Source organism: Rugosimonospora acidiphila (assembly GCF_039543385.1).
In the GTDB taxonomy this organism is placed as follows: domain Bacteria; phylum Actinomycetota; class Actinomycetes; order Mycobacteriales; family Micromonosporaceae; genus Rugosimonospora; species Rugosimonospora acidiphila.
On record NZ_BAABJQ010000015.1, the window covers coordinates 16,187 to 34,413 of the forward strand.

General features: G+C 72.1%; 12 protein-coding genes. 6 read left to right on the forward strand and 6 right to left on the reverse strand.

All coding sequences use genetic code 11. The features are described 5' to 3' along the window. The first annotated feature begins 207 nt into the window (after positions 1 to 207). A complete protein-coding gene (locus ABEA87_RS23665) occupies positions 208 to 900 on the forward strand; it encodes a VC0807 family protein (protein WP_345632950.1) in 693 nt (230 codons plus the stop codon). 83 nt (positions 901 to 983) lie between these two features. On the opposite strand, the gene ABEA87_RS23670 is transcribed toward ABEA87_RS23665, so the two are convergent. The 3 genes from ABEA87_RS23670 to ABEA87_RS23680 all read right to left on the reverse strand — a co-directional run bounded on the left by ABEA87_RS23670 (position 984) and on the right by ABEA87_RS23680 (position 3,911). Further along, positions 984 to 2,630: an amidase gene (locus tag ABEA87_RS23670; protein WP_345632952.1), complete on the reverse strand. Its 1,647-nt coding sequence runs from the start codon at positions 2,628 to 2,630 to the stop codon at positions 984 to 986. Between the two features lie 126 nt (positions 2,631 to 2,756). Further along, on the reverse strand, positions 2,757 to 3,545 hold the full coding sequence (locus ABEA87_RS23675) for an SAM-dependent methyltransferase (RefSeq protein WP_425570939.1): 789 nt from the start codon (positions 3,543 to 3,545) through the stop codon (positions 2,757 to 2,759). A 12-nt stretch (positions 3,546 to 3,557) separates the two neighbouring features. Further along, positions 3,558 to 3,911: a nuclear transport factor 2 family protein gene (locus ABEA87_RS23680; protein WP_345632955.1), complete on the reverse strand. Its 354-nt coding sequence runs from the start codon at positions 3,909 to 3,911 to the stop codon at positions 3,558 to 3,560. 199 nt (positions 3,912 to 4,110) lie between these two features. Between ABEA87_RS23680 and ABEA87_RS23685 the strand changes: the two genes are divergently transcribed. Both ABEA87_RS23685 and ABEA87_RS23690 read left to right on the forward strand, forming a co-directional pair. After that, entirely contained in the window at positions 4,111 to 4,314 is a 204-nt protein-coding gene (locus ABEA87_RS23685) for a cold-shock protein (protein ID WP_345632957.1), read from the forward strand. A gap of 6 nt (positions 4,315 to 4,320) precedes the next feature. Further along, complete coding sequence (locus ABEA87_RS23690) at positions 4,321 to 4,677, forward strand: hypothetical protein (RefSeq protein WP_345632959.1); 357 nt, start codon at positions 4,321 to 4,323, stop codon at positions 4,675 to 4,677. Positions 4,678 to 4,750: 73 nt separating this feature from the next. On the opposite strand, the gene ABEA87_RS23695 is transcribed toward ABEA87_RS23690, so the two are convergent. Both ABEA87_RS23695 and ABEA87_RS23700 read right to left on the reverse strand, forming a co-directional pair. After that, a complete protein-coding gene (locus ABEA87_RS23695; RefSeq protein WP_345632961.1) occupies positions 4,751 to 7,525 on the reverse strand; it encodes a galactose-binding domain-containing protein in 2,775 nt (924 codons plus the stop codon). A 233-nt stretch (positions 7,526 to 7,758) separates the two neighbouring features. Then, positions 7,759 to 9,162, reverse strand: coding sequence for an FAD-dependent monooxygenase (locus ABEA87_RS23700; RefSeq protein WP_345632963.1), 1,404 nt, complete (start codon positions 9,160 to 9,162; stop codon positions 7,759 to 7,761). Between the two features lie 73 nt (positions 9,163 to 9,235). Between ABEA87_RS23700 and ABEA87_RS23705 the strand changes: the two genes are divergently transcribed. The 3 genes from ABEA87_RS23705 to ABEA87_RS23715 all read left to right on the forward strand — a co-directional run bounded on the left by ABEA87_RS23705 (position 9,236) and on the right by ABEA87_RS23715 (position 15,932). Beyond that, entirely contained in the window at positions 9,236 to 9,841 is a 606-nt protein-coding gene (locus tag ABEA87_RS23705) for a TetR/AcrR family transcriptional regulator (protein WP_345632965.1), read from the forward strand. A 220-nt stretch (positions 9,842 to 10,061) separates the two neighbouring features. Next, positions 10,062 to 15,551: an ATP-binding protein gene (locus ABEA87_RS23710; RefSeq protein ID WP_345632966.1), complete on the forward strand. Its 5,490-nt coding sequence runs from the start codon at positions 10,062 to 10,064 to the stop codon at positions 15,549 to 15,551. Positions 15,552 to 15,707: 156 nt separating this feature from the next. Beyond that, positions 15,708 to 15,932: a hypothetical protein gene (locus tag ABEA87_RS23715; RefSeq protein WP_345632968.1), complete on the forward strand. Its 225-nt coding sequence runs from the start codon at positions 15,708 to 15,710 to the stop codon at positions 15,930 to 15,932. A 28-nt stretch (positions 15,933 to 15,960) separates the two neighbouring features. Here the strand turns inward: ABEA87_RS23715 and ABEA87_RS23720 are convergent, their stop codons facing one another. Further along, a complete protein-coding gene (locus ABEA87_RS23720; protein WP_345632970.1) occupies positions 15,961 to 18,105 on the reverse strand; it encodes an alpha-galactosidase in 2,145 nt (714 codons plus the stop codon). Positions 18,106 to 18,227: the final 122 nt, after the last annotated feature.

An 18,227-nucleotide genomic window follows, 5' to 3' on the forward strand; every position in this document is an offset into this window, starting at 1 on the left:
GACCGAGCCGCCAGGGCGACTGAGCCCGCTGGCGCTACCGAGCCCGCGAGCCGGGCGTGCGACGGCCAGCGTCGCGCTCATCCCCGAGAACGAGGCGCGGGCGCCGCACGGCGTACCCGCGGGGTCCCGCGCCTCGGCCAGCGGGCGGAGCCGCGGTCCGATCCCTGGACCGATCCGCGCGAGGCCCGCGGCGCCTAGCGTTTCGGCATGACCGGATCTCTGACGGGTAACGGCAACGACCGCCCCCAGCCGAGCGGGCGCCGGGTGTTGGCGCGCGTACTGGCCGACGTGGTGGTGCCCGTCGCGGCGTACTACGGGCTGCGCTGGGCTGGGCTCGGGGCCTTCGCGGCGCTGCTGGCCGGCGCGATCGTGTCCGGCGCCATCGTCCTCGGGCGGGTACTGCGCGACCGGCGGGCCGACGGCCTGGCCGTGTTCACGCTGACCGTAATGCTGCTCGGCGTCGGCGTGGCGCTGATCAGCGGCAGCGCGCGGCTGTTGCTGGCCCGGGAGGCGTGGGTGACCGGACTCGCCGGGCTGTGGTTCATCGGCAGCCTGTGGACCCGCCGGCCGCTGTCCTACCAGTTCACCCGCCCGATGCTGGAGGGGCGCTGGGGGTGGCCCGGGTCGTGGGAGCGGCTGTGGAGCGCGGCCCCGCGCTTCCGCCGCATGTGGCGCGTCTCGACGGTGATGTGGGGCGTCGCACTGCTGGCCGACGCGGCGGCACGCCTGGCCATGGCGTACACCCTGCCGGTGGACGCCGTGCCGGCGCTGACCACCACGCTCTACGCCGTCACGACCGGCATCCTCATCTCGGTCACCAACCTCTACTACCGCGCATCGGGTGCCCTCAACCGGCGCTCCCCGCTGTACGCGGCCCCCGGCTCATCGAATCAACGATGAGCCGGGGGCCGCGATGAGCCGGGGGCCGCGATGAGCCGGGGGCCGCAGTCAGCCAGGCCGGGCCGGGCCGGCGGTGAGTCGGGTCAGTGTGCGGCGGCCGGCGTTCCGGCGGCCGTGGGCAGGGTGGGCAGGAACGTCGGCGGCCGGCGCACCTGGGTCGCCTGCTCGAAGGCGTACGCGTAGGACAGCACGTCCGGCTCGCTGAACTGTGGCCCGAGGAACTGGCCGCCGAGCGGGAGGATGCCGTCGGCGGTGAAGCCGGCCGGCACGGTCACCGCCGGGTACCCGGTGAGCGCCGCCGGGCTGGAGGTGACCACGCCGCCGGTACCGGCGACACCGGACGGGGCATTGAGTTGGGCGGGGCCGTTGGCCGGCATGTAGATGGCGTCGAGGTCATTGGCCGCCAGGACGCTGTCGACGCCGGCGCGAGCCTGTGCGGTCGTCTGGGCGCGCAGTTGCAGGTACGCGGGGTCGGTCAGGTCGCCGCTGGTGGCCTGCGCGTTGATGAAGTCCTGCTGCCCGGCGTAGGGCAGCTCCACGTCGGCGTGCTGCTCGTTGAACGCGATCAACCCGGCCAGGTCGCGGGGGTGCGAACCGGGCGTCTTGGCCAGGTAGGCGTTGATGTCGTGCTTGAACTCCACCAGCAGCGCCTGGTTCTGGTCGGCGTCGGCCTGGCCGAGGTTGATGCGCACGTTGTCCACGACCGTGGCGCCCATCGACTGCAGGGCGGCGACGGCCTCATCGGTCACCCGGGTCACGTCGGGGTTCCGGCCGCTCCGCCAGATGCCTATCCGCTTGCCCCGCAGCGCGTCCGGGTTCAGGTCCTGCTGGTACTGCCGGGTGGTGTTGGCTCCGGCCGCCACCGTCGCCGGGTCAGTCGGGTCCACCGACTGGATGACCGACAGCACGGTCGCCGCGTCGGTCACGTTGCGCGCCATCGGACCGGGAGTGTCCTGCTCGGCGGAGATGGGTACCACCCCGGTCCGGCTGACCAGGCCCAGCGAGGGGCGCACGCCGACCAGTCCGTTGATGCCGGACGGGCACAGGATCGAGCCGTTGGTGTCGGTGCCGATCGCCACGGTCGCGAGTGCCGCCGCGACGGCCACCGCGGAGCCGCTGCTCGACCCGCACGGGCTACGGTCCAGGACGTAGGGGTTGGCGGTCGCTCCACCGACCGCGCTCCACCCGCTGGACACTCCCCCGTCGCGGAAGGCCGCCCATTCGGTCAGGTTGGTCTTGCCGAGGATTATGGCGCCCGCCGCGCGCAGCTTGGACACCAGGGCCGCGTCCCGCGCCGGCTTCGACCCCGCCAGCGCGTACGAGCCGGCCGTGGTCGGCTGGAGGTCGGCGGTGTCGATGTTCGCCTTGAGCAGGATCGGGATGCCCTCCAGCGGCCCGCGCGGGCCACGGGTCCTGCGGATCAGGTCGCTGGCCACGGCGTCGGCCAGCGCCAGCGGGGCGGTGCTCACCACGGCGTGCAGCGTCGGGTTGAGCTGCCGGATCCGGTTCAAATAGAAGGCGGTCAGCTCGGTCGCGCTCAGCCGGTGGGTGGCCATGGCCTGCTCGAGTTCCGGAATGGTCGCCTTCTGCAGGTCGATGCCGCGTAGCACGGTGCCGCTACCCAGCTGGGCCGGCGAGGCGACGGCCGGCACCGCCGGACCCGCGACGCCGACGAGTAATCCAGTCACGGCAAGGACAATTCCCCAGGTGGTACGGCCGATACGCGACATGCCGCGAACCGTACCGCCGCCCGGTGGGCGGGCGCATCGAGCTAGTGTCGGAGCGGTTCGCGGCGCGCTTTCGACTGGTGACGAAGACGGTGAATATTCACCAACCGCCACCGCCCGAGCGGCGCGCTACGGTTTCCGGCCGGCGCCGACCAGCTGCGCCAGCCGCCGGGCGGGCTCGCCGCCGGGGTCATCCGGGCGCCACTCGTTCACGTACACCACGCCGGGGTCGATCAGCTCGAACCCGGCGAACAGGCCGGCGACCTGCGAGCGGGTGCGCAGGGTGAACTCCGAGACGCTGCGGGAGTAGGCGTCGGCCGCCGCGTCGGCGGTCACCGGCGCCCGCTCGTCCTCGGAGGCCGCCCCGTGGGAGACGACCAGGTAGCTGCCGGGGGCGACGGCGTCGCGGTAGGCGGCCACGATGCCGGCGGGGTCGTCGCGGTCGGGCACGAAGTGCAGCACGGCCACCATCAACACGCCCACCGGCCGCGCGAAGTCGATCAGACGGCGGACCTCGGGCGCGCCCAGCACCGACGGCACGTCGCGCAGGTCGGCCCGGACCACACCGGCGTCGTCGTGGCCGGCCAGCAGCGACTGGGCGTGCGCCACCGCCACCGAATCGACGTCGACGTAGACCACTCGCGACCCGGGCGCGGCGACCTGGTGCACGTTGCCCACCGTCGGGATGCCGGAGCCGAGGTCGAGGAACTGCCGGATGCCGGCGTCGACGAGTGAGCGCACCGCGCGGTGCAGAAAGGCCCGGTTCGCCCGGATGATCAGCGGCAGCTCCGGCATGATCGCGGTGACCCGCTCGGCCGCCCGCCGATCGACGGCGTAGTTGTGAGCGCCGCCGAGGTGGTAGTCGTAGATGCGGGCCGGGCTCGGCCGGGTGGGGTCGATCGGCACCGGGTGATCCATGGTGCGGTGCCCTCAGGCGAAGACCGGCGCGAGATCAATGTAGATCAGCCAGTGGCTGGCGAGGTCGCCGCGGAACGTGAGGATGTCCGAGTTCGGCACGGTGACGTGCCGCCCGTCCTTGCGCACATACTCCACGTCGATCTGCGCTATCGAGGTGTCTCCGACGTCCCAGACGTTGATGACGTGGTGGGTGAGCCCGCCGATGGTGGCGAAGAAGCCGGCCACGGCGTCCCTGACCTCGGCCCGCCCGACGACCGGATCGGCGTTGGCGAACCGGAACACGACGTCGTCGGTGAGGTGTGCGACGAACCGATCCGGATCGGCGGTGTCGATGTCGGCGAAGATGGCGCGGACGTCGCGGCTCATGGCTGTTTCCCTTCGCGATTGGGGGGCGGGCACGGCCGGAGCCGGGTCGTGGCGAAGGCACGCACCCCCACCCACTCCCACGGGTAGGGGCCAGCATAGACGTTCCTGCGGGCGCGCGTGGGGCACGAATTACGGTATCGACGCCCCTGCGCGTACCGCCTATCATGAGCCGCACTGCCGTCGAGCCCAAGGAGTGGCAATGGCCTCTGGAACTGTCAAATGGTTCAACAACGAGAAGGGCTACGGCTTCATCGCTGTCGACGGCGGCCAGGACGTGTTCGTGCACTTCAGCGCGATCGAGATGGATGGCTACAAGTCCCTGGAGGACGGCCAGCGGGTCGAGTTCGAGATCGGGCAGGGCCAGAAGGGCCCCCAGGCCGAGCGGGTGCGGCTCTCCTCGTAGCGGTTCGTGGCAGTCGGCGGTCCGCCGGCCGATGTCGCCGCGCGACTGACCATCCAGCGCTGGCGATGTCGGCCGGGGGGCGGGGTTGCGTTCCGGCAGGCCGCCCTGGCGCTGAGCATCCCGGAAGCGGCGACCGACCGCGTCACCGGCATGAAAATTGTGAAGGAGGCGCTGGAGGCTCCGATGCGGCAACTGTTGGTCAACGCGGGCATCCCCGAGGTCCCGGCCGAGGGCGGGGTGCACGTCGTCGCCGCGGAGCCGGCGGACCTGGCCGCCGTGGGGATCCTCGACTCCGCCGCTGCCATCCGATCGGCCGTGCAGGCCGCCGCGGGCGTGACCACGCGGTTCCTGAAAATCGCCTGAGCCGGCCGCCCGTTCGGCGCGGCCGGGCGCCGTCGAACCGCGGCTCGACGGCGCCCGGTTCGGGTCCGCCGCCCTACTGGTTCCAGACCTCGAACTCGGAGACCTGGCCGGCGGGCCAGCCGGTGTTGGCGGTGATGGTGGCCCGCCAGTACCGCTCGGGGACCGCCGGGAACGTGATGGTGACCGTATCGTTCCCGGCCGGCGACAAGGTGTATGTCGCCGACGCCTTGACGGTCGTGAAGGTCGACCCGTCGGTCGAGCCGGACAGCGACAGCGTCTCGTCGCGCGCTCCCCACGACGCCGGCAGCCGCAGCACCACCCGGTCGGCGGACTGGGCCGACCCGAGGTCCACCTGAACCCACTGCGGGAACGCGTTGTTCGTGCTCTCCCAGTACGAGTTCTGGTTCCCGTCCGTCACGTTGGAGGACGGGTACACGTCGGTGTGTGAGGACTCGCTCGTGGGCCGGCCGGCCGCCAGGTTCGTCGGGGTGGGTCCGCCGCCGGTGGCGTCGAAACGCAGGCTGTTGACGTTCCAGCCGGCGTTGTCCTCGGCCAGCGTGAGCACCTGCCGACCGGCGGGCAGGGTCAGCCGGGCGGTGACCGTGGTCCAGTTCTGCCAGTCGCCGGTGGCCGGGAGGTTGACGCCGCCGGTGAGGTTGGCCCCGGACGCGTCGGCGAGGTGCAGCGCGTCGTTCACGGCAACCGGCGCGGCGACCCGGGCGCTGAGCGTGTACGTGCCGGCCGACGCGACGTTGACGGTGTACCGGAACCACTGGCCGCCGCCGGTCCAGCCGAGGTTGTAGCCGCCGCTGGTGTCCGAAGTGGACTCCAGGTCGACGCCGTCGGCCCGGTAACCGTTGGCCGTGCCGCCCGCCGCGGTGACGCTGTAGGCCACCCCGCTGCCGCCGGTGTCGTAGTTCTCGGCCTGCACGACGCCGGGGATGGCCGCGGCGGTGCCGCCGTACGGGCCCTCCGGACTCGCGCCGCCCTGCCAGCTGTTGCCGCTCGCGGACGCGGCGAAGCCGCCGGAGTTGTTGGTGAACGCGGACTGTCCCGAGCGCAGCCCGGTCACGGTGTTGCCGGTGATGCTGGCCGACCCGCTGGGTGCCGGGTAGAACGGCGGGGCGACGACTATGCCGTTGCGCCACGGCGAGTCGACGGTGTTGTTCTGCAGCACCGTGTTCGTGGAGGTGGAGAAGCCAATGCCGTCGTAGAGGGCGGCGGTGACCGTATTGTTCGTGACGGTGACGTGGTCGACCACGCCGACGTTCTGGCCGTCGCCGCCGTTGCCGATGTGCAGGGCGGGCTGGCCCTGGCTGTAGGCGTTGCCGCCGGAGCGGACCACCACGTTGCCGTTGACCGTGGCGCCGAGCAGATCGCTGCCGTTGACGCCGAAGCGGCCGGCGCCCAGGCCGATGTAGCGGGCGGTGTCGGAGATGTAGTTGTATTCGACGTCCTGGCCGCTACCGCCGTAGATGCCGATGCCCTTGCCGCCCCAGGGCGCGACGATGGTGTTGTGGGTCATCGTGATGTGCGACATGGGCGTGTAGTAGGTCCGGTTGCCGCCGGAGTCGGTGTTGTAGTTGACGGAGTTGATGGCCATGCCGTCGTCACCGGTGCCGCGCACGAAGTTGTTCGTCGCGGTGAGGTTGTTGCCGACGGAGTTGTTCAGCGAGACGTTGTTGAGGTTGATGCCGTCGGCCCAGATCGCGGTGAGTCGGCTGTTCTCGACGGTTCCGCCGGTGCCCGAGGCCCAGAAGCCGGACTCGACGTGCTGGCTCCAGATGTCATCGGCGACCCAGTTCGTGCCGGTGGTGTCCATCGCCCCACCGCCGCCGTCAACCATGGCGCGGCTGCGCGCGTCGGAGTCGAGGTGGAAATCCCGCACCGTGCACGACGTCAGGTTGAACAGGGCGGCCAGCGGGGTGTTGTTGGGCAGCGGGACGTCCCGGTAGATGGTGCTGTACCAGACCCCCGCGCCGGCAATGGTGATGCCGGTGGCCTGCAACCCGGTCGTGCCCTTGAGGTAGAAGGTGCCGGCCGGGATCCACAGCGTCCTGTGCTGCGACTGCGCCTGGTTGACACAGTTCTGGATGGCCCCGGTGCTGTCCACCGCCCCGCCGTCGCCGGATCCGTTGGTGGGGTTGTTGTCCGCGACGGCGCCGCAGCTCGTGATGGAGATGGAGTTGGCCGGCTGGCTCAGCGGCGCGGGTGGGTTCTCCACGTCGACCACGTCGAGGTCGTAGAAGGCCGCCGTATTGGCCGCGTCCCGCTTGAGGGTCAGCGTCGCGCCGGGTGCGATCGGCGCGCCGGTGATGAACGTGCGGAACTCGTCGAAGAAGTCGCGCGGGTCGCCGTCGGACGGGTTCTGGTCGCTGCCGTTGTAGTTGTTGTTGCCCTCGTAGAACCAGCTCTGCCGGGAGTTGAGGTTCAGCGCCTGCCGGAAGGTGTTGTTGACGTACAGGTCGAGCGTGGCGGTGGTGCCGCTGCCGTCCGGGGAGTCCGGGATGCTGGCCCGGAGGTTGATGGCGCTGATCGGCGCCGAGGTGGCGTTGGTCCACTGCACGCTCTGGCCGGTGCCGGTCAGCCGCACGTACGCGTGCCCGGACGCCTCCAGCGCCGCGCTGGAGTACTGCGTCGTGGGCGCCGCGGTCAGCGACACCACCGTGGCGCCGCCGCCGAGGGCGCCGGCCTCGGCCTCATAGCTGGCGAACGGCGGGGTGGCCCCCGCGGCGGGGTCGGCGAGCGCGGGATCGGCCGGGGCCGCCGCCAGCGCGGTCGTGGTCAGTACGGCCGCGGCGAACGCGCCGAGCAGGCGGCGCGCGGCATCGTGGGGTGTTTGTCTCATCGAGTCCTCCTGGACCTGCGGTACGGTGCGTCACACCACTGCGGTCCGTGAGCGGGTATACCTCCGGCGCGCGCGCACCGGCCGCCGCTTCGTCGCGGATGGTCGGAGCGCGCCGGCTGGTATCCGGAACGCGATCGGGCAATCGACGTTGACTAATGGCGATCAAACTCCGTCGCCGACGGCCCGTCAAGACGTGTTCGCCGCCGGCCGCGGCCCTGCGCCCGGGTTTCTCCTCAGCCCAGGTAACCGTCCGGGCGGATCAGGAAGCTGTCGCCCGGCGAGGCTGCGTAGCCCGAGAAGGCATGGCCCTCGACGTCCACGACGTACCGCGCGTCGCCGTACGAGGCGTCGCCGTACGAACCGTCGTCCGGCCGCGCGTCGGGGCGCAGCACGGCGTAGGCGTGCTCCTGCTCGGGGGCGGGCACGCCGAAGGACAGGCGGGTGACGTGCGGCCCGCGGAAGAGGTCGAACAGGCGGATCCGCTTTCCGCTCGCGTCCAGGACCGGGGCGTCCGGGGCGCGGTCGCCCGAGACCAGCGGCCCGGCGGCGTCCGGGGCACGGTACGTGATGTTCAGGCCGAAGCCCTCCTCGCCGCGCTTGTACGCGTCCTCGCGGCCCTCGGTGTACCGGTTCATCAGCTCGGTGCTCACGCCGAGCACGCGCGCCGCGACCATCCGCCGCTCGGCCTCGTAGCTGTCCAGCGCGGTCTGCCCGGCCAGCTTCCAGCCAAGGTTGTAGGCGTCCTGCACACCCGTGTTCATGCCCTGCCCACCGGTCGGCGGGTGCACGTGCGCGGCGTCGCCGGCCAGGAACACCCGCCCCACCCGGTACCGCTGCGCCAGCCGCACGTTCGGCCGCCACACCGTCGACCAGCCGTGCCTGGTCAGGCGCACGCCGGCCGAGAACTGGTCCAGGACGGCCTGCATCGTCTCCAGCGAGGCGTCGTCACCCTCCCCCAGCGGCATGCCGAACTGGAACATCCCGATGCCCGGCAGCGGGGTCAGCACCACGCCCGACATGGGGTCGTCCGCCGCGGCGAACCAGTGGCCGACGCCCGCGTCGAGCTCCGGCGCGCACACGTCCCCGAGCAGCATCCGGAAGGACTCGTCGGTGGTACCCGGGAACGCCACTCCGATCGCCTTGCGCACGAAGCTGGCGCCGCCGTCGGCCCCGACCAGGTAGTCGAACCGGCCCACCCGCCCGGTCGACAGCCGCGCGGTCACCCCGTCCCCGTCCTGCTCCAGGCCGACCAACTCGGTGTCGAGTTCGACGCGCACGCCGAAGTCGAGCAGTCGCGCGCGGAGGATCCCCTCGAGCTGTGACTGGCCGAGCACCCACGGGTTCGGGTAGGGCACGCCCGGGCTGGGCTCGCGCGGCTCGACCATCCGCCGCTCGTCCACGACCCGGCCGTCCAGGTGCACCCGGATCGGCGCCATCGGCGCCCCGGCGGCCAGCACGGCGTCCAGCACCCCGAGATCGTCGAAGACCTCCAGCGTGCGCGGCTGGATCCCGTCGCCCCGGGAGCCGGCGAAGAACTCGGTGGCCTTGTCCACGACGCGCACCTCGACGCCGCGCCGGGCCAGGTCGATCCCCAGGGTCAGCCCGGTGGGGCCGGCACCCGCGATGAGTACCTTCATGGGTGAATCTCCATTCAGTGAAAGTGAATTCAGCTTGGGCGCTGATAGCGTGCGATGTCAAGGAGGTGGACAGGTGAAGCGCGCGGAGCAGGCGGCAGACACGAGGGTGGCGCTGATCGACGCCGCCAAGCGCCTGTTCGCGACCCGCGGCTACCTCAACACCAAGATCACCGACATCACGGCGGAGGCAGGGCGGGCGGCCGGCTCGTTCTACAACCACTTCGCCAGCAAGGAAGAGCTGCTCGAGGCGCTCCTGGCCGACGTGGCCGCGACGGGCGACGCCCTGGCCGGGACCGAGGAGCACGAGGCGGACTTCTCCGACCCCGACGCGATCCGTTACCACGTGGCCGCCTTCTGGCGCGTGTACCACGCGCACGCCCCGACCATGCTCGCGCTGAGCCAGGCGGCGCTGGTCAGCGGGGACTTCGCGGGTGTCGTCGAGCGTTTCCGCCGGGCGCAGATCGACGACCTGACCAGCCATCTGGAGCACGTGCACAACCTGCCGGCCACCCCCGAGGCCAGCCTGACGATGATGGGCGTGCTGATGGACGGCCTCACCCGGGTGTGGTCCGACGTTCCCGAGGACGAGGCCGTCGAGGCCATCACCCGGTTCGTCTACCGGGCCCTGAACGGCCGGGACTACCCGCCGCCAGCGGATACGCACCAGCGGGACGGGTGACGCGCCTCCCCCCGTGGCGACCCCTAATCGCCAAGTGAATCGCCTCCCGTACTGTTTGGCCGACACCGATTTTTGTAGAGTTTCTACAACTGATCGTTCGCGGGAGTGTCCGCGACGATGTGGTGTACCCGGCGGTATAGGGGCAGGGTGTATGCCGGTACAGGCGACGTCCCGCGGCTTCGACGTCGCCTTCACTGACAACTCGGGGAGGAATCAGCCGGTGTTCAGACGTGTCGCCATCGTCAACCGAGGAGAGTCCGCGATGCGGCTCATCCACGCAGTGCGGGATCTTTCCGCACAAACCGGAACTCGGATCGAGACCGTCGCCCTGTACACCGACGCGGAGCGGACCGCGATGTTCGTGCGCGAGGCCGACATCGCCTACCCGCTGGGCCCCGCGGCGGCCCGGCCCTACCTCGACCTCGCCAAGCTGGAGCGCGCGCTCGTCGAGACCGGAGCCGACGCGGCCTGGGTCGGCTGGGGCTTCGTCGCCGAGGACCCGGCGTTCGCGCAGCTGTGCGACCGGATCGGCGTCACGTTCATCGGGCCGAGTGCCGAGGCGATGCGCAAGCTCGGCGACAAGATCGGCGCGAAGCTGATCGCCGAAGAGGTCGGCGTCCCGGTGGCGCCGTGGAGCCGCGGCGAGGTCGCCACGCTCGATGACGCGCTGAAGGCGGCCGAGCAGGTCGGGTACCCGCTGATGCTCAAGGCGACCGCGGGCGGCGGCGGGCGCGGCATCCGCGTCGTCGCGTCACCGGCGGACCTCACCGACGCCTACGAGCGCACCAGCCAGGAGGCCCTGCGCGCGTTCGGCTCCGGCGTGGTGTTCCTCGAGCGCCTGGTCACCGGCGCCCGGCACGTCGAGGTCCAGGTGATCGCGGACGGTCAGGGCACGGCGTGGGCGCTGGGCGTGCGCGACTGCTCGGTGCAGCGGCGCAACCAGAAGATCATCGAGGAGTCCGCGTCCCCGGTGCTGGCCCCGGAGCAGACCGCGCAGCTGAAGGAGTCCGCCGAGCGGCTCGCCAACGCCGTCGGCTACCGCGGTGCCTGCACCGTCGAATTCCTCTACCACCCGGGCGAAAAGCTGTTCGCCTTCCTCGAGGTCAACACCCGGTTGCAGGTCGAGCACCCGATCACCGAGATCACCACCGGCACCGACCTGGTCAAGCTGCAGCTGCACGTGGCCTCCGGCGGCCGGCTCGAGGGCGCGCAGCCGGCCGAACTGGGGCACGCGATCGAGGCCCGGCTCAACGCCGAGGACCCCGACCGCGACTTCGCGCCCTCCCCCGGCCGCATCGCGCGGCTTGCCCTGCCCGCCGGTCCGGGCATCCGGGTGGACACCGGCGTGGCCGAGGGCGACAGCATCCCCGCCGACTTCGACTCGATGATCGCGAAGATCATCGCCTATGGCCGGGACCGCGACGAGGCGCTGGGCCGCCTGCGCCGCGCCATGGCCGAGACGACGGTGATCATCGAGGGCGGCGCGACCAACAAGAGCTTCGTGCTCGACCTGCTCGACCAGCCCGAGGTGATCGACGCCAGCGCCGACACCGGCTGGATCGACCGCGTCCGGGGCGAGGGCCGGCTGGTCTCGCACCGGCACTCGGCCATCGCGCTGGCCGCCGCGGCCATCGAGGCGTACCTGGACGAGGAGGAGGTCACCAGGCAGCGCCTGCTGTCCACCGCGCACGGCGGGCGGCCCCAGGTGCAGCACGAGAGCGGCCGGCCCCTGGACCTCAAGCTGCGCGGCGTCGGGTACCGCGTGCACGTGGCCCGGATCGGCCAGAAGCGGTTCCGGGTGGGCATCTCCAGCGGCGGCGACGTGCACCCGGCCGACGTCGAGGTCGAGCGCTTCGACGAGCACAGCGGGCAGATCACGGTCAACGGCGCCCGGTTCCGCCTGGTCACCGGCGTGCACGGGCCGACGCACCTGGTCGAGGTCGACGGCGTCACGCACCGGGTCAGCCTCGACGAGGGCGGCGTGATCCGCTCCCCCTGGCCCGCGCTGGTGGTCGCGACCCCGCTGGCCGTGGGCGACGAGGTCGAGGCCGGCGCGCCGCTGCTCGTGGTGGAGAGCATGAAGATGGAGACGGTGCTGCGCGCGCCGTTCCGCGCCCGGGTCCGGGAGCTGCCGGTCTCCGTGGGCAGCCAGATCGAGACCGGGACGCCGTTGATGTGGCTCGAGCCCCTGGGCGACGGCGATGAGGCGGACGCGCAGAGCGCGGACACGGAGGCGGTCGAGATCGACCTGCCGGCCGAGGACGGTTCGGCGACCGCCAACCAGCGCGCCGAGCGCGGCCTGCAGGACCTGCTCAGCCTGGTGCTCGGGTACGACGTCGACCAGCAGGACCGCACCCGGGTGCTCGCCGGGTACCTTGCCGCGCGCAAGGAACTCGGTGAGGCGAACCGCCCCCTGGCCGGCGAGCTGGACCTGTTGCGCGCGTTCGCGGACCTGTCCGAGCTGAGCCGCAACAGGCCGGCGAGCCAGCTCGAAGAGCCGTCGAGTCACGTGCACAGCCCCCGCGAATACTTCCACAGCTACCTGCAGAGCCTCGACGCCGAGCGGGCCGGCCTCACCGAGGGCTTCCAGGCCAAGCTGACCCGGGTGCTCGCGCACTACGGCGTGACCGAGCTGACCCGCACGCCCGAGCTCGAGTCCGCGGTGTTCCGGATCTTCCTGGCCCAGCAGCGGGCCTCCTCGGACGTCGGGGTCATCTCGGCGCTGCTGCGGCAGTGGCTGCAGGAGGCGCAGCCGAGGGATCCGCTGCGCGAGCGCGCCGGCCTGACCCTGGAGCACCTCGTCGAGGCCACCCAGGTGCGCTTCCCGGCGGTCTCCGACCTGGCCCACGGCGTCGTGTTCCGCTGGTTCGCCATGCCGCTGCTGCGGCGCAACCGCGCGGAGGCCTACGTCGCGGTCCGCCACGAGCTGCGCTACCTGGACCGGAACCCGGACGCCCCGGACCGCGCCGACCGGATCGCGGCCATGGTCGCCGTCGCCGAGCCGCTGGTCCGCCTGGTCGGGCAGCGCATCGGCCGGCCGGGGTACGACCAGGCACCGCTGCTGGAGGTGCTGACCCGCCGCTACTACGGCAACCGCTCGCTGTCCGACGTCCGGTCGCTCGACCTCGCCGGCTGCCGGTTCGTCACCGCCCAGCACGCCGGCAACACCCACGTCGTCACCACCGCCGTCGACTTCGCCGCCTTGCCGGACGCGGTCGGCGCGGTCGCCGAGTTGGCCCGGGACCTGCCGGCGGACGCCAAACTGGTCGCCGACCTCTACCTCACCTGGCGGGACCAGCCGGCCGACGTCGACGCCACGGCCGAGCGGCTCGGCGAGGTCCTCGCCGCGGCGGTGCTGCCGCCGGGGATCGAGCGGATCACCACCACGGTCGCCGGCAGCGCCGGTGCCGTGATGCACCACCACTTCACGTTCCATCCGCAGGGCGACGCGGTCACCGAGGATCGCCTGATCCGCGGGCTGCACCCGCTCATCGCCGCGGCCATGCAGCTGGAACGGTGGCGCGAGTTCGACCTCACCCGGCTGCCGTCCTCCGACGAGGAGATCTACCTGTTCCGGGCGGTCGCGCGGGAGAACCGGGCCGACGAGCGCCTCGTGGCGATGACCCAGGTCCGCGACCTGACGGCGCTGCGCGAGGCCGACGGTCGGCTCGTCGCGCTGCCCACCATGGAGAACGCCCTCGCCGGCTGCCTCGACGCGATCCGCAACGTGCAGTCGCAGCGGCCGCAGAACCGGCGGCTGGACACCAACCGCATCTTCATCTACGTCTGGCCGCCGAGCGACCTGAGCACGGACGAACTGGGCATGCTCGCGCACCGCATCCTGCCCACCACCGCCGGCGCCGGACTGGAAGAGGTCGAGTTCCTCGCCCGCGAGCGCGGCGACGGCGGTGAGCTGACCGAGATCGCGGTGCGCATCGCGACCAGCGCCGGCAACGGCCCCCGGCTCAGCGTCGGGCAGCCGTCGACCGACCCGGTACTGCCGCTGGACGACTACCGGCAGAAGGTGCTGCGCGCGGCGCGGCGCGGCAACGTCTACCCGTACGAGCTGACGGACATGCTCGCCGGCCCGGACGGCTCGTTCGTCGAGCACGACCTGGCGGACGGCGAGCTGGTGCCGGTGGACCGGCCGAAGGGCCGCAACACCGCCGCGATCATCGCCGGCGTGGTGCGCACGCCGACCCCGCGGTACCCGGAGGGTGTCACGCGGGTGGTGCTGCTGGGCGACCCGACGAAGGCGCTCGGTGCGCTGTCCGAGCCGGAGTGCTCACGGGTGATCGCCGCGCTGGATCTGGCCGAGCGGATGCGGGTGCCGCTGGAGTGGTTCGCGCTGTCCGCGGGCGCCCGGATCTCGATGGAATCCGGCACCGAGAACATGGACTGGGTCGCCGCCGCGCTGAAGCGGATCGTGGAGTTCACCCAGGCCGGCGGCGAGATCAACGTTGTCGTGGCGGGGATCAACGTGGGCGCCCAGCCGTACTGGAACGCCGAGGCCACGATGCTCATGCACACCAAGGGCATCCTGGTCATGACGCCCGACTCGGCCATGGTGCTCACCGGCAAGCAGTCCCTCGACTTCTCCGGTGGCGTCTCGGCCGAGGACAACTTCGGCATCGGCGGCTACGACCGGGTGATGGGCCCGAACGGTCAGGCCCAGTACTGGGCGCCGAACCTGCCCGCCGCCCGCGACGTGCTGATGGCGCATTACGCCCACGCCTACGTCCTGCCGGGCGAAGCCGGACCGCGCCGGGCGGACACCGCTGACCCGGCCGACCGCGACGTCTCCCCGTTCCCGCACGCCATGCCCGGCAGCGAGTTCGCGACGATCGGCGAGATCTTCTCCGTCCAGCACAACCCCGACCGCAAGAAGCCGTTCGACATCCGCTCGGTGATGCGCGCCCTGTCCGACCAGGACCACCCGGTGCTGGAGCGCTGGGCGGGCATGGCGGACGCGGAGACCTCGGCGGTGCAGGACGTGCACATCGGGGGCTGGCCGGTCTGCCTCGTCGGCATCGAGTCGCGTTCGGTGCCGCGGCGCGGCTTCCCACCCACCGACGGCCCGGACGCCTACACCGCCGGCACCCTGTTCCCGCGCTCGTCGAAGAAGACCGCGCGGGCCATCAACGCGGCGTCGGGCAACCGGCCGCTGGTGGTGCTGGCCAACCTGTCCGGGTTCGACGGCTCGCCGGAGTCGATGCGCAAGCTGCAGCTGGAGTACGGCGCCGAGATCGGCCGCGCGATCGTGAACTTCCGGGGTCCGATCGTGTTCTGCGTGATCTCGCGCTACCACGGTGGCGCGTTCGTGGTGTTCTCCAAGGCGTTGAACCCGAGCATGACGGTGCTGGCGCTGGAGGGCTCGTTCGCGTCCGTGCTCGGCGGTGCGCCGGCCGCGGCCGTTGTGTTCTCCGCCGAGGTGAACAACCGCACGGCCACCGATCCGCGCGTCGCCGACCTGCAGGCGCAGGTCGCCGCGGCGAGCGGTGCCGAGCGCGCGGCGCGCAACTCCGCGCTGGCCGAGGTGACCGCGTCGGTGCGGGCGGAGAAGCTGGGTGAGGTGGCGGCGGAGTTCGACCGCGTACACAGCATCCAGCGCGCGGTCCGGGTCGGCTCGGTGGACGCGATCATCTCGACCGCCCAGCTGCGCCCCAGCATCATCGAGGCCATCGAGCAGGGTATGCGTCGCCTGGCGTGAGGTGCCGCTCCGGCCCCGACGCGGTCACGCGCCGGGGCCGGAGCCGGCCGGCGAGGCGGGTTCAAACCGCCCGCACTCGGCCCCTGACCGCCGTTTCGGCGGCCGTCTTCGGGGGTATGGCGCGGTGTCCCACGGCGCCTCGACCGCAGCGGCCCCGTGGGCGACCGGTTCGACCTGGTCCTGCTGCTGGTGGGCAGCTATCTGCTCTCGGCGTTCGTCACCCATCCGTGGGCGCGGATCTTCCCGCTCGCCCTGTACCTGATCGCGCTTCTCACCGCCCTGCGAGCGCCCGGCGCCAGGCCTCACCTGAGAGTGTGGCTGCGGTGGATCTCGGTGGCCGGATCGGTGGCCTGGGCGCACCGCGACAAGCGGTCGCCGTGAGGGCGGGCCCGCCCGTCGCGGCAGCGCCCTAGTCCGCGCGCAGCCGGATGACCTGTCCCGTCTCGGGTAGCAGCCGGGGCAGCTGCACGCCGGCCCGGCGCAGCACGGCGCCGGTCATGGCGCCCGGTACCCTCGTCCACTCCGGCAGCGGCGTGCCCGTCGGCGCGGGCTGGACCTCGGGGGCGAGGCTCGTGCGGTAGTGCAGGTGATCGGCCAGGCCAGGCAGCAGCGCCGGGCCGGGCGGCCAGGTGACCGACCGGCGCAGGGTCGACACCCCGTAGCACGCCTCGCGCTGGTCGGCGGCCACCACCCCGCAGACCCAGATCGCCTCGTCGGGGTGGTCGCCGTTGACGACCGTGCCGCCGTGCAGCAGGTGCCGGTGTTCGCGGTAGAAGCCGATCCAGGACTTGAGTTCCGCGAGCTCCTCGGGCGACGAGGTGCGCAGGTCGATCTCGATGCCGAAGTGGCACCACACCGCGGTCTCCGCGCGGAACTGCAGGGTCTGCGCGCGTCCCGTGGTGTGCGACGGCGAGGGGCTGACGTGGGCGCCGATCAGCTCCGGCGGTACCAGCAGCTTGAGGTACCGGTTGATCTGCTGCCGCTCCACCGGATCGTTGGTGTCGCTGCCCCACACCCGCTGCACGTGCTCCAGGATCCCCAGGTCGACCCGGCCGCTGCCCGACGCGCAGGACTCGATCTCGAGCCCGGGGTGGGCGGCGCGCAGCTCGTCCATGAGCCGGTAGACGGCCAGCGTCTGCCCGTGGATGGCGGGCCGACCCTCGGGCGCGTGGCCCGCCTCCACGAGCGTGCGGTTGTGGTCCCACTTGAGGTAGGCGATGTCGTACTCGTCGAGCAGCGCCAGCAGGGCGTCCCGGATGTGCGCGTACGCCTCCGGGTGGGTCAGATCCAGCACATGCTGGTACCGGGACGAGTAGCCGACCCGGCCGCCGGCGGAGAACAGCCACTCGGGGTGGGCCCGGGCCAGCTCCGAGTCCAGGTTGACCATCTCGGGCTCGACCCACAGGCCGAAGTCCATGCCCCGCGACCTGACGTGCTTGATGAGCGGGTGCAGCCCGTCCGGCCAGACCTCCGGTGAGACGGTCCAGTCGCCGAGGCCGCTGTGGTCGTCGCGCCGGGAGCCGAACCAGCCGTCGTCGAGCACGAAGCGCTCGGCCCCGATCTGGGCGGCACGGTCCACGAGCTGCGTCAGGGCCGTGAGGTCGTGGTTGAAGTACACGGCCTCCCAGGAGTTCACCACCACCGGCCGGGGACCCGACGGGTACGCGCGTCCGGAGCGCACGTGCGCGTGGAACCGGCCGGCCAGCTCGTCGAGGCCGTCGGCGTAGGCGCCGTAGAACCAGGGCGAGGAGTAGCTCTCGCCGCGGGCGAGGATGATCTCGCCGCTCTGCAGCAGTTCGCCGCCGCCGAGCGCGCGAGCGCCGTTGTACAGGCGCTCGGCGTACAGGGACTGGTTGCCGCTGAACGCCACGTGGGTGCCCCACACCTCGCCGCCGCGGAACCCGAAACCGCCGCGGCCCGCGATGAGCAGGTGCGCGGCGTCCAGGCCGGTGCGCCCGCCCCGCTGCTCCCGCGCGTGCAGCCCGATCGGGAACGAGGTGCGCTGCGGCACCCGTTCCATGAGGTGCCGGCCGGTGAAGTCGAGCAGTTCGTCGGCGTGGCTCGGTACCGGCAGCACGATCCTGATCGCGTCGACCCGGTACGCCTCGCCGGTGTTGGTCAGGCTCGCGCGGGCCCGCAGCAGGCCGGTGCTGAGCAGTTCGAGGTCCAGTTCGAGGGTCAGCTCGGCGTGGTCGTCGCGCGCCACGACGTGCAGCCGGTCGGCGGTGCGCGCGTCGTCGGTCGGCGCGCCCCGCCGCACCGCCGCGGCGCTCACGCGAAACGCCGGTGACCAGTCCCTGCCGTCGCGTGAGCCCTCCACGCCGGGGCGGCCGAGCCACCCGGCCTCGAACTCGGGCAGGACCGACACGTCCCAGACCTGGTCGTTCGGGTTGTGTTCGAACGGCGGCATCTGTGCGGTCGCCAGGGCGTCGAGTTCCGCGTCGGTCAGCTCGCCGAGGCCCGCGCCCCAGTAGAGCAGGCGGGGCAGCCGGCCGGAGCCGGTGGCGAACACGACGCTGACGCCGGCCTGGTGGAAGTGGACGTGGTTGGGCATTGCGGTATCCGCCACGGTGGGCTCTTGCTCCTGCTGTCGGTTGCGATGCGGTCAGGTGCACGGCCGCCGGGTGGGCACCGGAGCGGTACCCGCCCGGCGGCATTGACCATACGACGATCCTA